The organism is Echinicola arenosa (assembly GCF_014841125.1).
GTDB lineage: Bacteria > Bacteroidota > Bacteroidia > Cytophagales > Cyclobacteriaceae > Echinicola > Echinicola arenosa.
The window spans coordinates 892527-910016 of the sequence record NZ_JACYTQ010000001.1 but is presented as its reverse complement, the minus strand read 5'-3'; the positions used below and the strand labels follow the sequence as shown (position 1 = coordinate 910016).

Annotated in this window: 6 protein-coding genes; 5 read left to right on the top strand and 1 reads right to left on the bottom strand. The window is 40.1% G+C overall.

The features are described 5' to 3' along the window. Positions 1-291 precede the first annotated feature (291 nt). From IFO69_RS03440 to IFO69_RS03425, 4 genes are read left to right on the top strand one after another with little or no spacing between them, the layout of a single operon-like run. Positions 292-9210, top strand: a complete 8919-nt coding sequence (locus tag IFO69_RS03440) for an Ig-like domain-containing protein (protein ID WP_192008301.1) — start codon at positions 292-294, stop codon at positions 9208-9210. Between the two features lie 7 nt (positions 9211-9217). Continuing rightward, on the top strand, positions 9218-10186 hold the full coding sequence (locus IFO69_RS03435; RefSeq protein ID WP_192008299.1) for a PorP/SprF family type IX secretion system membrane protein: 969 nt from the start codon (positions 9218-9220) through the stop codon (positions 10184-10186). Between the two features lie 9 nt (positions 10187-10195). Further along, positions 10196-12172, top strand: coding sequence for an OmpA family protein (locus IFO69_RS21775; RefSeq protein WP_192008298.1), 1977 nt, complete (start codon positions 10196-10198; stop codon positions 12170-12172). Positions 12173-12224: 52 nt separating this feature from the next. Continuing rightward, positions 12225-14534, top strand: coding sequence for an Ig-like domain-containing protein (locus IFO69_RS03425; RefSeq protein WP_192008296.1), 2310 nt, complete (start codon positions 12225-12227; stop codon positions 14532-14534). A gap of 26 nt (positions 14535-14560) precedes the next feature. Here IFO69_RS03425 and IFO69_RS03420 read toward each other — a convergent pair whose 3' ends face one another. Then, entirely contained in the window at positions 14561-15304 is a 744-nt protein-coding gene (locus IFO69_RS03420) for a LytR/AlgR family response regulator transcription factor (protein ID WP_192008294.1), read from the bottom strand. Between the two features lie 556 nt (positions 15305-15860). Between IFO69_RS03420 and IFO69_RS03415 the strand changes: the two genes are divergently transcribed. Then, complete coding sequence (locus tag IFO69_RS03415) at positions 15861-17456, top strand: PAS domain-containing sensor histidine kinase (protein ID WP_192008292.1); 1596 nt, start codon at positions 15861-15863, stop codon at positions 17454-17456. Positions 17457-17490: the final 34 nt, after the last annotated feature.

The window sequence follows — 17490 nt, the reverse complement described above, 5'->3', positions numbered from 1 at the left end:
GGTGGGGACAATAATATCCTCAATAGTAAACTATTGGAATGAAATAGGTGATTATCGGAGTTTTTTTGATGTTAAAATAGTTGGTAAGTATAATTATTTACAATAAAAAAGCGATCTCATAATTACTAATTGTTTTTAATAGTTATATGTTTTATTTGTATAGTTATATTTTAGTTGTTTTATGTCGCCCTGTTGTTTGAATAGCATACTTGTTGGTCATATCAGTTGGGCCAATGGGGAAATAGCAATATAAGCTTAGGATCAATACCAATTATTTAAAGATTTTGATGTATGGAATCAATTTTTACCAAATTTAAGTGGAGGGAACTTTCACTGGTTTTTACGGTTTTACTGGTGCTTCACTCTTTTATGTCTTATGGACAGAGCACAAAAACCTTGGCGAATGAAGTTACTTATTCCAGCCCAAATGTTCCTGCCAATTTAGCGGAAAGCTTAGGTCCCTCATCAGGCTACTCATTAGTGACCGTTGAAAATCCAGATAATGCCATAGTTGATGATGAGAATTTTGCACGTCTGCTAGCAAGCCCAGGCGTTTTACTGGGATTGGGTTCATATAATGGCGAGATAGAATTGAAGTTTCCTTCGACACTTGATGCCAATACGACCGTATATGTAAGGGCTGAGGGAAGCGATGATCTTTTTGGACTGCTTTTAGGAGGTAATTTAGGAGAACTTTTAGGGGATGTGCTAAGCTTAGTTGCCCTAGGGGAGCAGGCGTTTACCATTGTTGCGAGAGATGGTACGAATGATGTTTTTTCAAGAAGCACTACTGAGGGTTTTAATATATCCCGTGCTCGGATCATTACCGGTCCTGACGGTAATTATTACATCGCGCTCACCCCTGATGCTGATTTTGACAGGATCTACATTGAAAATGGTTCACTTTCCTTACTTGGTTTGGGCGATCAAGTGAACCTAGATATTTATAACGCTTTTAGCTATGATGGAGCGGCTATTTGTGGTAACCCCATAGGGACATCTTATGATGTCAGTGGGGTAAACTTGGATTTACTTAATTTGACCGGCTCTGTAGCTGATGACCTGCACTTTTCAATTGATGGTGATCCTTCTACATACACGTCTTTAAGCCCTGGAGTCTTGAGCTTGGCAGGTGTTTTAGAACAGCATTTTTATTTTGATGGACTGGGACAAGCTTCCGATGAGGTTAAGGTGACACTCAGTGGAGCTCCAGGTATTTTGGATGTAGATCTTTTAGATAATGTGGAGTTGGTAGCCTATAATGGAGATACGGAAGTTTCCAGACAGAACTTGGAGACATTGGGTGGGGAGCTTTTAGGTATTGCCCAGCTAGATCTTTTGGGACTGCTGGCTGACGGCAATCCAGTTACATTTACCATGGCTCCAGGAGCAGCTATTGATCGTTTTGAAATAGAGGTAAGTACCTTATTGAATTTGGGTACATCAGAAAGCTTGCGGGTACATGAGGTGATGCGAGTACCAGGAAGACCGATCATTGATGGCGTAGATAGTGAACAGAACATGTTGGTTTGTGCGGGTGAAGATGTGACTTTAAATGCAACAGTTGCTTCAGGTGATGTGGTAAAATGGTACGACGCACCTGTTGGCGGTACCTTGCAGCATACCGGTGCAAGTTTTAATTTAGGGGAAATTGGCTCTAAAGTAAGCTATTATGCAGCTGCTGAAAGACCAGGATGTCCTGAAGAATCCATTAGGGTTCCGGTAACAGTAGATATTAATCCAAATCCTTTAATAGCGCTTAATGGATCTGCAGTATATAATGTGGCCATTGGAGAAAGTGTAGTGCTCCCTCCTGCATCAGCGACAAATGAAGATGGAACCAGTGTACCGGTAACCTGGTCAGGTTTGGATGGGGCTCCTTTTTCAGCTCCAAATACTGCTGGGGTATTCGCTACTGGGGGAAAATATGTATACAGGGTATCGGCAAGTGGAACAGACTGTACCAATTTTGTGGATGTGGTGGTCAATGTATTTGATCCCGATGGATGTCCACTTGTGTTTAACAGGAGGTATGCAACGAGTGCTGAAGACTTTACAACGAGTAACCTTTTGGGTTTACAATTGGGAACGGTTAGCAACCCAACTTTAGCGGCGGGAAGTAGTCTGGATGATTACTCCCTTGTTTCGGAAACTGTGGGAACGAGCTTACTTGGTTTGACAGGGGAGACTTCCCAGACCATCCGGTGGAACACAATGATTCCAGCCGGAACTCCAGTGACCATTAAACTGGGACGTGAATATGGAGCTGCTGGTGTCTCAGGAGGAATTTATGTCCAGGCGTTAGATGGTGACCCGGTAGGTGGTGACAATCTAATTGGAGTAAGACAAGTTGCTGATGCAAACTTGGTTTCAGCAGTAAATGGCATCAATGAATTTGAATATACCTTTATCCCAACGGATATAAATGGCATTCCAGTGCCATATAATGGAGTGAAAGTTTCTTTAGCTTCCTTACTTAATGCGGTACAAAATGTAAGAGTATATGGAGCGTACTACCATGAAACGTCAGCGACCTTAGCCAGTTGTACTTTTGGAGTCCTTCATATCATGACCGGTTTTGAATCTATCATAGGCGGACTTGATGTGGCCACCGGTTTGACAGCGGTTACTAACCCAGAAGCTGCTGCTGACGGCGATGAAGATACTTTTGCTGCCATGAATAATTTAGTGGGTGCGAATGTAAGCAGTAAGCTGGATATTACTTTTACTGCCCCTGCCATTGCCGGTGATTCAGTATATATTAAAGTAGGAAGTGCAACAGGCCTTCTTGACCTGACACTTTTAGAAGGATACCAAATTCAACGTTATTTCGGGAATCAGGCAGTAGGTGATCCTTTGGATGCTGAGGCAGATATATTGACGCTCAATCTACTGGAAGGAGGAACGGAACAGGCGCTGACCTTTATCAATGATGTTCCATTTGATAGAATTAAAATCCTGTCAGGCGGTGTGGCTGATGCATTGAATGAGTTGAGGGTTTATGAGGTAGAGCTATTACCGCTTAGAACTATTTCGGGAGAACAGCATGATGATATTGCTGATGTAGATTACATAGAAATATGCCCAGGAGATATCATAGATGTCCCAAGTGCAACTTGTGATGCAGTGAAGTTCTATACGGATGAAACTGGTGGAACAGAAATCACTGTAGCAGATATTGCTGGTTGGGCTCCAAATACTGTTCAAACAGTTTATTTACAGATTGTAAGATTCGGATGTGAGGATGGTATTGAAAGGAGACCAATTGAAATCAGGGTCTTAGGGACTTCAGATGAACTTTTAGATGAAATCCTGATAAACGGCACCAATGTGGATACATTCTGCCCAGTAGATCCAGTTACTTTAGAAGCGGTTTTGATTTCAGGTGCTCCAGCTGGAGTAACGTATCAGTGGTATTCAGATAATGCAGGTACTCCAGAAATCATCACAGGTGAAACAGGAGCGAATATTTCTCTAGCTGGACTTACCGCAGGTAACTACACCTATTATGTGCAGCTTATAGCAGATGGGTTCTGTACAGCAGAACCAACTCCTGTCAGCTTTACCATCAATAGAAATGCAGATGATGGTGATATCAATTTGGATGATTTGATAACCCAATGTGTGGGGGCACCAGTGGTGTTAGGACCTACAAGCAGTATAGCAAATCCAGTCTTTAGCTGGTATTATGATGCTGCTAAAACCAATCCAATTACCGATGGAGATGTGAACGGAGCAATTACCTATAATATTGGCGCAGATGGAGGGCTGACTATTACTGGTTTGGCTGATGGTGCTGATATGTTTTATTATGTAACGGTGAGCGGTGATAATGTTTGTGAAAACATCACAGGGAAAGAAGTAAATGTTCAAGTTTCCAATAGCTTACCGGCCCCAACCTTTACTGACGCAGGTTTGAAACTTTGTGGTCCAGGAAATGATGCCGTGTTTGAAGTGACTAACTTCTCTGGAGGTTTGAGCTATACTCTATACGATGCAGAAGTAGGGGGAAGCATCGTTTCGGGTGTGACAGTTGTAGATAATATTATCACCATAAGCAATGTGACAGTGGATGAGACCTATTGGGTTGAAGTAAATGGTTCAGGGGGCTGTGTTGGTGTGGATCGGGCAATGGTTACGGTAACGATAAACAGAATTGCCGACGCAGATGATATTGATGCCTCAGGAGGAACGATTTGTGAGGGTGACGGCTTCACCTTGAGTGCGAGCAGTAGCACGGTAACCAACCCAGTGTTTACCTGGTACATAGATGCCGCTTTAACAACAGTTTTGTCAAATACTACTGTAACTCCATCCACTACTACAACCTATTATGTAACGGTAAGTGGAGATGGAGTTTGTGAGAATGAACCAGGAAATGCAGAAACCGTAACGGTAACTGTAAATAGAAATGCTACTGATATAGATATAGATGCTACTGGAGGAACTATCTGTGAAGGCGATAGCTATACCTTAAGTGCAACGAGCAGTACAGTGACGAACCCGGTGTTTACTTGGTATTCAGATGCTACATTGACAACTGTTTTGTCAAGTGCTACTGTTAGCCCATCTACTACAACCAGCTATTATGTAACGGTAAGTGGAGACGGGGTTTGTGAAAACCAGCCTGGAGATGCAAAAGAGATTGTAGTTACTGTCAATAGAAATGCGTTCGCTGATGATATCCTCCCTGTTGGAGGTACCATTTGTAACGGCGACAGTTTTACTTTAACAGCTACAAGTACTACAGTCACTAATCCAATATTTACTTGGTATTCGGATCTTGCATTGACTACTGAAGTCTTGGATCCTAATGTTAACCCAACAGCTACTACTACTTATTATGTGACTGTTCAGGGTGATGGAGTTTGTGAGAACAAACCAGGGGATGCGGCTACACTTACAGTGGTTGTAAATAGAAATGCAACGGCATTGGATATAAATGTAAATGATGCTACCATCTGCGAAGGGGATAGTTATTCTTTGAGCGCTACTAGCAGTACGGTAACCAACCCTATATTTACTTGGTATACTGATGCAGCACTGACCACACTGTTGGCTGATAATGAAGTTAGCCCAACCATGACAACTACTTATTACGTGACAGTTCAGGGAGACGGGGTTTGTGAGAACAAGCCAGGTGACGCAGATATGGTAACGGTGACAGTAAACAGGAATGCCACCGCAGCAGATATAGATGCGACAGGCGGAACCATCTGTGAGGGCGATAGCTTTACTTTGAGTGCAACAAGCAGTACTGTAACTGATCCTGTATTCACTTGGTATACTGACGCTGCATTGACAACAGTTGTTTCTAATCTGAATGTTAGCCCTACGACCACTACCACTTACTATGTGACGGTACAGGGCGATGGGGTTTGTGAGAACAAGGCAGGTAATGCAGATATGGTAACAGTGACCGTAAACAGGAATGCCACCGCAGCAGATATAGATGCGACAAGCGGAACCATCTGTGAGGGCGATAGCTTTGCCTTAAGTGCAGCAAGCAGTACTGTAACTGATCCTGTATTCACTTGGTATACTGACGCATCTTTGACCACTGTGTTGGCAGATGTAAACGTCAGCCCTACGACCACTACCACTTACTATGTAACCGTTCAAGGTGATGGAGTATGTGAGAACAAAGCTGGTGATGCGAAAGAAGTAATCGTAACCGTAAATAGGAATGCTACTGCAGCAGATATAGATGCGACAGGGGGAACCATCTGTGAGGGTGATAGCTTCACTTTGAGTGCTACAAGCAGCACGGTAACTAATCCAGTATTTACCTGGTATACAGATGCTGCTTTGACCACTGTGTTGACAGGTCCAGATGCTAGCCCTACGACTACTACCACTTATTATGTAACCGTTCAAGGTGATGGAGTATGTGAGAACAAAGCTGGTGATGCGAAAGAAGTAATCGTAACCGTAAACAGGAATGCCACCGCAGCAGATATAGATGCGACAGGCGGAACCATCTGTGAGGGCGATAGCTTTACTTTGAGTGCAACAAGCAGTACTGTAACTGATCCTGTATTCACTTGGTATACTGACGCTGCATTGACAACAGTTGTTTCTAATCCGAATGTTAGCCCTACGACCACTACCACTTACTATGTGACGGTACAGGGCGATGGGGTTTGTGAGAACAAGGCAGGTAATGCAGATATGGTAACGGTTACCGTAAACAGGAATGCCACCGCAGCAGATATAGATGCGACAAGCGGAACCATCTGTGAGGGCGATAGCTTTGCCTTAAGTGCAGCAAGCAGTACTGTAACTGATCCTGTATTCACTTGGTATACTGACGCATCTTTGACCACTGTGTTGGCAGATGTAAACGTCAGCCCTACGACCACTACCACTTACTATGTAACCGTTCAAGGTGATGGAGTATGTGAGAACAAAGCTGGTGATGCGAAAGAAGTAATCGTAACCGTAAATAGGAATGCTACTGCAGCAGATATAGATGCGACAGGGGGAACCATCTGTGAGGGTGATAGCTTCACTTTGAGTGCTACAAGCAGCACGGTAACTAATCCAGTATTTACTTGGTATACAGATGCTGCGTTGACTACTGTATTGTCAAATGCGACGGTAAGCCCAATTGCTACAACTACCTATTACGTAACGGTAAGTGGCGATGGGGTTTGTGAGAATAAGGCAGGTGATGCAGATATGGTAACGGTAACCGTAAACAGGAATGCTACTGCAGGAGATATAGATGCGACAGGGGGAACCATCTGTGAGGGCGATAGCTTTACTTTGAGTGCAACAAGCAGTACTGTAACTGATCCTGTATTCACTTGGTATACTGACGCTGCATTGACAACAGTTGTTTCTAATCCGAATGTTAGCCCTACGACCACTACCACTTACTATGTGACGGTACAGGGCGATGGGGTTTGTGAGAACAAGGCAGGTAATACAGATATGGTAACGGTTACCGTAAACAGGAATGCCACCGCAGCAGATATAGATGCGACAAGCGGAACCATCTGTGAAGGCGATAGCTTTACTTTGAGTGCAGCAAGCAGTACGGTTAGCGATCCAGTATTTACCTGGTATACTGATGCTGCCTTGACGACTGTATTGTCAAGTACAACAGTCAGTCCAACCGCGACAACAACCTATTATGTGACCGTAAGTGGAGACGGGGTTTGTGAGAACAAGCCAGGTGATGCTGAAATGGTAACGGTGACAGTCAATAGAACTGCAACTGCTGCCGATATAGATACCAATGATGCCACCATTTGTGAGGGTGATAGTTATACCTTGACTGCGACAAGCAGCACAATAACAAGCCCAGTATTTACCTGGTATACAGATGCAGCCTTGACGACTGTATTGTCAAGTACAACAGTCAGCCCGACTGCGACAACAACCTATTATTTGACCATAAGTGGAGACGGGGTATGTGAGAACAAGGCGGGTGATGCTGAAATGGTAACGGTAACCGTAAACAGGAATGCCTCTGCTGCAGATATAGATACTAATAATGCGACCATTTGCGAAGGTGATAGCTATAACTTGAGCGCAACGAGCAGCACGGTTAGTGATCCAGTATTTACCTGGTATGCAGATGCTGCCCTGACTACTGTGTTGTCAAGTGCGACAGTTAGTCCGAGCACGACAACTACCTATTACGTGACCGTAAGTGGCGATGGGGTTTGTGAGAACAAGGCAGGTGATGCAGATATGGTAACAGTGACCGTAAACAGGAATGCTACTGCTGCCGATATAGAATCGACAGGTGGTACTATCTGTGAGGGTGATAGTTTCACTTTAAGTGCCAGCAGTAGTACGGTAACGAGTCCGGTATTTACCTGGTATACTGATGCCGCCTTGACGACTGTATTGTCAAATGCGACTGTAAGCCCGACTGTTACAACAACCTATTATGTAACCGTAAGTGGAGACGGGGTATGTGAGAACAAGGCGGGTGATGCTGAAATGGTTACAGTAACAGTAAACAGCTTACCAGCTCCGACTACCAACTTGACTGAGCAGTCTTTCTGTTCTGCTATCGGTGGAACAATTGGAGATCTTCAAGTGAATGAAAGCGCTATAGTTTGGTATGATGCCCCAGTTGGTGGAAACAGCCTAAGCGAAGCTCTAGCATTGACACAGGGGATGACTTATTACGCGGCATTGACGAATCCTGGTACAGGTTGTGAAAGTATTCAGAGGTTGGCGATTACAGTTTCTAATTGTGCGAACCTTGAGGTTGTCAAGACCATGGATGTTACGTCAGTGATTGTTGGGGAAATGTTTGATTATACCATAGCCATTACAAACAATGGAGCTTCAACTGCTCAAAATGTAACGGTTACAGATGAAGTGCCAGTAGAATTACAAGTCTTAGCTGCTTCATCTGATGGCATAATATCAGGCAATACCGTTACATGGTCTATTTCAGAAATCGCATCAGGAGAAACAGTCCAGTTGACTCTAAGTGTAATGGCCATGACTGAAAGTGCTGGAGTAGTGAACAGCGTGGAAGTAGCCAGTGATAATTCAACTCCTGATGATGATGAAACAGATCCATTGCCAATCTTATCTGATGATGTGGATATGTCAATTGAGAAGACAGTTTCTTCATCAGCAATTGAAGTAGGAGGAGAGTTTGTTTATGCCTTGAAAATCACCAATAAAGGAGATATCCCTGCAAGGAACGTCACTGTTACGGATTTCCTTCCTCAGCAAGTGAGATACATTCAGTCAAATGCAGGAGGTGAGATTCAAGAGGCCTATGACGGCGCAACAAGACAAGTGACCTTTATTATTCCTGAAATGGAAGGTGGAGAAGAAATAGTGATCCAATTAACTGTTGAGGCTATTGATGGAGGTTTGGTAACTAATTCCGCCAATGTATCGACCCCTGATCAAGATGAAATACTTGATTTGGATAATACTGCCACAGTTTCACATAATCAATTTGAGATAACCATTCCTAATGTATTTACTCCAAATGGAGACGGTATGAATGATACTTGGCAAATTGAAGGTTTGGCTGAGCTTTATCCTGAGAATGACTTGATAGTGGTGAATAGATGGGGTGGCGAAGTGTATAAAGTCTCCAACTATAACAATGATTGGGATGGAGGTTCCTTGAATGAGGGGACTTACTACTACAAATTGAAAATAAGAGATCGCGAATCAGGAAGAGAAGTTCAGTTTACAGGATACGTAACCATTTTAAGATAACGAGACGATGAAAAGTTTAAAATACATTTTGATCGCGGCAGGGATTCTTTTTGGGTGCTATGATGTACAAGCCCAGCAAGCCCCGGTTTTTAGCCAATATATGTTTAACCCGTTGTTTATTAACCCAGCTTATGCTGGGTATAAGCAACAAATCTATCTCCAAAGCTACTACAGGAAACAGTGGAGTAACGTACCCGGAAGTCCTGAAACTTTTGCTATTTCAGGAGACGGGTTATTAACAGATACAAATGTTGGAGTTGGAGGGCATATCATGGTAGATAGGTTAGGAGCTCAAAAGACTACTGGAGGTTATGCAAATGCAGCTTACCACTTGAGAGTTTCTGGTGAAGGATACATCAGTTTTGGACTTGGGGCAGGTATGGTGAATACCAAGTTGGATGGATCTATGCTTAACCCAATGGATCCTTCCGATCCAAGTGTTTCTACAGGAGATGAACAAGTACTATACCCTGATTTGAGAGCTGGTTTGTTCTATTATAATCCCTATTTCTTTGCGGGGATATCAGCTGACAATATGTTCTCATCAAGTTTTAATTTTGATAACGGGGCAGTACTCGTCCAACCCAATTCCAATCTTTATTTGACTGCTGGAACTCTAATAGATGTTTCTTACAATGTGGCCCTAAAACCATCTATAATGTATGTAGATGATTTTGCCGGGCCTTCAAGGTTGGATCTAAACGCTTTCGTGCTTTTAAGTGAAAGATTGTGGCTTGGGGCATCCTACAGGACTTCTGTCAATTTTCAAGGAGAAGAATTCAGAGATAATGAAAAAAGGCCAGTTTCAATAGTTGGGCTGGTGGAGTTTTATGTCAATGATCAATTAAGAATTGGTTATGCATATGATCATAATGTATCTGGCTTTAGTACAAAGGCTTTTTCCACCCACGACTTTTCCGTTGGATTCCTCTTCCCTCCAAAAAGAGTGAAGTTAGTTTCTCCTAGATATTTTTAAAACAAACTTATGAAGAAAAGAAATACCTACTACTTGTTCCTCGCTTTGACCATGGGGATCGCCTCATGTTCTAGTTTGAAAAATAAGGACTTGGTAACTGCCAATCAACAGTATGATATGCTTAATTATGCCGTAGCTGCTGAACATTATAATGTAGCTTGGGAACATAATGAGTTGCCGGAGATAGCAAGAGGACTGGCTAATTCCTACTTGGAAATGAGGGATTTTGAGCTTGCAGAATCTTGGTATGCTAAACTTGATAGAAGTAACGAACTGGAGAATGAAGACCGGGTAAATTTTGCTAAAGTGTTGATTGCAAATTCAAAATTCGGAGAGGCGAGAGAACAATTGATTAAGTATTCCAGATCGGAAGAGCAGACCTTGACCAAGGAAGAAATTGATAATTTGTTATATACCGCAAGAAATGCAAAAGATCTATTGAATGATCCAAAGGATATTCAGGTAAGAAGTTTAACGGATATCAATACACCATTTGCTGATTTCGGAGGTGAAATCATTGGGGATCGGCTTACTTTTACAAGTGACAGGATGGAAAAAGATACTAAAAAGATGCATGTTGATCAATATAATGCATTGAGAAGTGATTTTTATGGATGGACCGGGAATGGCTATCTCCAAGTGTATGAGGCAAAGGGTGATTGGGATAATTTCAAGGTCGATTCTGTGTATGCTTTGGAAGGCTTTAGCAGTGCCCATCATAGTGGGCCAGTTTTTGAAAGTGAAGAATTTGTTTTTTGGGTACGCTCTGGCAAGCCTGGTAAAGAAATCAAAGATGAAAATGTGAACAAGAAGAACTATACACTTTACCCTCAGGTATTTTATAAAGTTAAACTGGATAGTTCATGGAGTGAGTTGAAAGACTTTTCATTTAATAACCCGTATGAGTATTCAGTAAGTGATCCATTCTGGGACAGTGACCGTAAACGCTTGTATTTTTCCTCTAATAAACCAGATGGCCTTGGTAAAGCGGATATCTACTATAGTAAGTACTTGGGAGACGATAAGTGGTCAGAGCCGATCAATTTAGGTGATAAGATCAATAGTACTGGAGATGAAAGGACTCCTTATATTAGTAAAGAAGGAGAACTTTATTTTTCATCAAACGGAAAAGGTGGATTGGGAGGTTTGGATGTTTTTAAAAGTGGACCCAAAGGTAATGACTGGACTAAGCCCGAAAATCAAGGGGCTCCAATTAACTCTACAAGAGATGATTTTGCATTTTTTATTAATTACGATATCCCTGATAGGGGAGTATTTTCGTCGGATCGATCAGGAGGAAAGGGCTTGGATGATATTTACGCCTTCATTTTAGATATCAATTCTAAGATTTTCCTGAAGGGTCTGGTGAAGGATAAAATCACAATGGAACCATTATCAAATGCAGTGGTTGAGCTTGTTGACAAGAGCACTGGTAGCAGTTTTACCTATGTTACAAATGAAGAAGGAGAGTATGATTTTGTTCTAAATGAGGAAACCGTATATGATGTAGAGGGGAGAAAAACGGATTATATCGCGGCAGAATTAAAAGATTTGAGTACAAAGGGTATAAGGTTGTTTGCCGACACAACGATTGTTAAGGATTTGTATTTGGATAAAATCGAAATCGGTAAAACCATTGAACTGGAGAATATTTACTATGATTTTGATAAGTGGGATATTAGGGAGGATGCGGCATTGGAGCTGGATAAGTTGGTGAAGATTTTGGAAGACAACCCGACCATGAAAATCGATCTTAACTCTCACACAGATAGTAGAGGCTCTGACGAATACAACCAAGTATTATCAGAAAAGAGAGCTCAGTCAGCGGTGGACTACATTATTTCCAGAGGTGTATCAAGGGTCAGGATAGAAGCAAAAGGTTATGGAGAGTCAAGGCTACTAAATGAATGTGATGATGGAGTTGAGTGCTCTGACGAGCAACATCAAGTAAACCGTAGAACGGAATTCACGATTGTAGATTATTAATTTTTAGTATCCACTAGCAGTGCTGCGGCATCGCTGACATTAATAAGGAGGGATGAAATTCGGTAAGCATTATATGAGTGCCCCTCAATTAAAATTAGTTAAAGGCCAAATCGCCTATAAGGCGGTTTTGGCTTTTTTTATGGTTTTCTATGGATTGAATAGTAATTGTACTGCTCAAATATATGCTTCAGGATATTCATCAAATGCGTATGTGGAGAATGCTGAAAATGCAGTAGAGAATATCAATGATTTTGCTAAAGTAAAGTCATATGGCGGTGCGGCATTTGGAGCGGGAAGTTATTCTGGCAATATAGAATTGGAATTTGATGAGTTTCCTGATGGAGAGACTAAAGTTCCCGCAGGTACAACTGTATATATTAAAATTGGTGGATTTGATGATATATTTAGTGCCTTGCTTGGAGGGGCTTTAGGAGAAGCATTAGCAAATTTGCTAGGGTCAGTAATTTTTGGAAATCACTTTTTAGAGATAGATGTAAAAGATGGTGCAAATACAGTTATGACAAAAAGTACTTTAACCAGTTCTATTGATGATGAGTTTAGAGTTTTACAAGGCAAAGATGGAAGTTATTATTTAGCTGTAACTCCTTTATCTGATTTTAATAGAATAAAGATCACAGATAAGACTGCTGCACTATTGTTTGGCTCTACTAATTTTTCTGAAATTTATTATGCATCTTATTATGAAGATGATCCATGCAGTTATAGTCCCGAGTTTGTTTCCTATGGTGGAGAAGGAATAAATTTGGATGCCTTGTCACTTGGAAGTGGTGGGGTGCAAAATGCCTCAAATGCAATAGACGATGATTTGTCCACAACTTCTTCAATTAGTCCGGGGCTTTTGAATGCCCTAGGAAGTATAAGTCAATACTTTTATTTTTCAGATGCTTCGGACCAATCGGATGAAGTCTTGGTTACATTAAGTGGTGATCCTTCCTTGATTAATTTGGAGCTACTCAGTAATGTGTCTTTTCTTGCTTACGAAGGTGACGAATTGGTGTATGAGCAGGATTTAGGTGCATTATCTAATGAGTTGTTAGGCTTGATTAAATTAGACCTGTTAGGCTTGTTGGGTGATGGTGAGCAGGTAACTTTTCCAGTCTCTCCCGGTCACTCATTTGACAGGTTTGAAATTAAAGTAAGCTCTTTGCTTGATGTAGATGTGGGAGAAGCCTTGAATATTCATGAAGTGGAAAGGACTATTGGGATGCCTTCCTTTGAGGTTTCGGGAAATGAATTTACTGTTTGTCAAGGAGATGATGTCATCCTTTTTCCGGATAGTCATAATGGATCGGTGTTGAAATGGTATGATGAGGTTGGAAACCTAATGGGGGAAGGGGAAAGTTTGACTTTGGAAAATGTATCCGTTGACCAAACATACTATGTTTCCTCAACGGATGAATGTGGAGGTGAGTCCTATGAATCAGCTAGAGCAGCCATTAATTTGATTGCCATGGAAACACCTGAAGAAAGTGATTTTAGCATTGTGCCAAGCCAAGCTGAATATGGAGAGGGCGAAATAGTTGTGTTGGAGCCTTTCTTGGAATATGATGCTGATTTGGAGAACCCGGAGTTTTATTGGACTTTAAGTCCTTTTGGAGAGGATAAAATAGAGGATGAGCAGACTGTGGATAAAGGGGATCATATTGTAACTTACAAGTCAATGCCTGAAGGTAAGCTACAAATTGAAGGACTTTGGGCTTCTGATGATGATCCAGTTTATCTTTTCTTGTACAACGAAGGTACTCCCTGTGGAGCAATGCACTCATCTGAAGCTGTATTCAAAGTTTTACCAATAGCCTGGGGGAATTTTGATGCCTCAATTACCAATGATGGTGTAGAGTTGGATTGGAGCATTTTTATGGATAAGCCATTGGATGAAATGATCATTCATCGTTCTGATCAAGGCTTAAAATGGGTAGATATAGGGGTTGTAAAGTCTAAGCTTTCAAAGGGAGAGTCTGGAAATTACAAATATGTTGATTTCAGGCCTGAACAAGGAGCTAATTACTATCGAATAGAAGCAGTATATGAAGATGGTAAAAGTGAGTTTTCTAAGACGGTGCGCGCAGATTTTTCAGGGCAACCAAAATTGATGTTTTCTATTTCGCCTAACCCTATCCAAAATGGAGCAAGACTGATGAACCTTTCAGGACAAAGGTTTTCTGATCTTATGATCAAAATTTATGATTATAATGGGATTTTACTCAGTGAAAATAAATTAGGTGAATTACTTCCTTATTCTTCCATCAATTTAGAAAGTGCCCAAAAACTGAGGTCAGGTTTATATTTTTACAGCATCGAAACCGAAAAAGAAACCTTGAGAATCAAGGTTATAAAGTAATTCTTGAGCCTATTAAAGTACAAAGACTAACGGGTTACTTGATTTAGCCTGGAAAGGATGTTTTGATAATAGTTTCTGCCTACTGGAATAACTTGTTCATTAATAATGATTTCCTTGGAGTTAAGTGCGTCTATTTTATCCAAATTGACAATATAAGCTTTATTGACTTTACAAAATAGGATCGAGGGAAGCTTGTTAAGAACGTCTTTTAGAACATTTCTTAAGGTATATACTGTGTTTTTTCCAGTGGAAATATGAGTGTATGAACCATCTGCCTTAATCCAATCGATTTCTTGAATTGCAACTTTTTTAAGGTAACCTTTATCCCTGATATATATAGAACCTTTGATTACCTTATCTTGAAATATAAGTTCAGAGACCCTGTCTGTATTTTTATTTTCAAAGTTGCTCATGGCAAGCGCCAATGTGGTTACCAAAGTGTCTTTTGTAAAAGGTTTTATAATGTACCCATCAGGAGAGATTTCTTTTACTTTTTCAATCGTTTCTTTATCTGATGAGCTCGTAAAGAATACTACTGGGATGCTAAATCTTTCTCTGATATTATGTGCAATATCAATACCATTGCTATTCCCACTTAGATGGATGTCCAAAAGGATTACCGAAGGAGATTTCTCGAACAAGACATCTTCTATTCTTTCGTCTGAATCAAGAATGGCACAAACTTCATAACCTTCGGCCTCTAATAAGTCTTTGGTATTGTCTGCGAGGTCAAGATTGTCCTCAACGATCAGCACTTGCTTTTTCATCATCAACTGAACTAGATAGTGTGTTAAAAATCACATCAATATTACAAAGGAAATAACAAAAAAATCAAGTTAATAAAAAACAAATGTATCTATTTGACGATTTTTCTTTAAGCAATAGTAAGGGGAAATCTTTTCGAAAAACAGGTATAAATGCCTGTTTTTCGTATATAAGAATAAATATTGTGGAAATCGTAATTCTATTGTGTATTTTTGTTATTTTAAAGAGGCAATCCGTAAGAGTAAATGTGAAAGCTGTAATCTATTCCAAAGTAAATTATGGGTGAATTGTCTGATTTTTAAAACAATGGTTTTAAAGTGTACATAGATTTAAATAAATTATAGTATTTGAATGCTTTCAAAAATTGATGGAAATCCATTTTGATGAAATATAAAACTTCCAAATAAGGAATGAAATGTACTTTGATTCAATATTAAGCTATTTAATGAAAGATAGTTAGATACAGATTTTCTGATTTTACGAAGGGATTTTTTTAAGTTTTATAGAATATATAAATATGGTCCTGGGAATAAGATTTTTGTAGATATGCAAGCAGGGATAATGAAAAGAGATAAAGCCGAAGAAATAAAGAGTGATAAAATTACAATTTCAGATATTGAAAGAGACTATTTGGCTGACCTTAATGAAGACAAAGCATATAGTGATTTGATAAGCTTGCTTCATGTTTATGTTCCTTTTAAAAATATGTTTTTTGCTATTTGGAATGAGAAGGAAGAAGAAAGCAAGGTTGTTGTTTCTGAATTGACTAAATCACTACATTCTCAAGTTAAAAGTTTATCTAAAGAAATTTTTAAGAAGTATTGGTCTCAACTTTCGGATGTAAAAGTGCTTCTTCTAAAATCCTCACAATTTTGTCTGACCAATTATACTGATATTGGAGGTGAAATCATTTTAGTTCCTGTGAGAATAGGAGAGGAAATGGGGGTGTTGGCATTATTAGATTTGCAGCCAATGATGTTGAATGACGATTTTGAGAATAACCTTTTATCGATTGCGACTTCTTTTGGCATGGTCACTAAAATGTCTGCGCTATCAAAAATACAAGTTGAAAACTCCAGTGAAAAACAACAAGCTGAAATTTGCAGTACAGCAATAAAGTACACTTCTGAAGTTATCTCAATACATAATTTGAGCGGATATCCACGATATATTTCTCCTTCTATTAAAAATTTGCTCGGTTACAAAGTGGAAGATTTGATGGATAGAAATTTATATGATAAATACCGGAATAGTATAACTGATTTGAGGGAGGAAAAGTCTGGAAATGTCATGAAGTTTCGGTTTTGTTGCAAGACAAAAGACCAAAAAGAGGTGTGGATAGATAGCACGCTTGATAAAATAACCGATGACGAGGGAAATCTCAGTGGTTATATGGTTGTTTCTAGAGATATAACGACGGATATTCTTTCAGAAAAGCGGTATGAGCAAGCACTTTTTAAAGAGAAGGAATTGAACAAAATCAAATCCCAGTTTATTTCCATTACATCTCATGAGTTCAAGACCCCTTTAGCCACCATTAAATCCAGTATTGAAATTTGTGGAATTGAGATGGAAAGGCAACTGAACAAGCATCCATCCGAGGAAAAGTTTAGAAAACATTTTAATCGTGTCAACAGTGAAGTAGACAGGATGAATTCGTTACTTATTAACCTTCTTAATCTTGAGAAAATTAATCAAGGAGTGATAGAGGTGAACCTCAAGCCAAAGAAAGTAAACCAGTATTTAACAAATGTACTTGAGGATTGGTTAGAGCAAAGATCCATTAAACTTGAATCAAGTTTGGAAAACGATTTCACAACTAAATTAGATGCCAACTTGATGAAGCAAGTGCTTTCCAATTTAATAGAGAATGCCCTGAAATATGGGAGTAGGGAAATTTCTCCAATTGTAAAAGCCTATAAGAAGTTAGGTAAGCTAGTGATTCAAGTTCAGGACTTTGGAGAAGGCATTTCAGAAGATGATCAAGAGCATCTTTTTAAACCGTTTTTTAGGGCTTCAAATTCAAGTAAATATGAAAAAGGGTCAGGCTTAGGACTGATGATCACCAAAAAATTTGTTGAGCTCCAGAAAGGAGAGGTGTATTTCCATTCAGAAGTAGGTACCGGTACCAGTTTTTTTATTGAATTTAATATTTGAAAAATTCCAGCTCATTTATTTCTTTTTTTAGGCC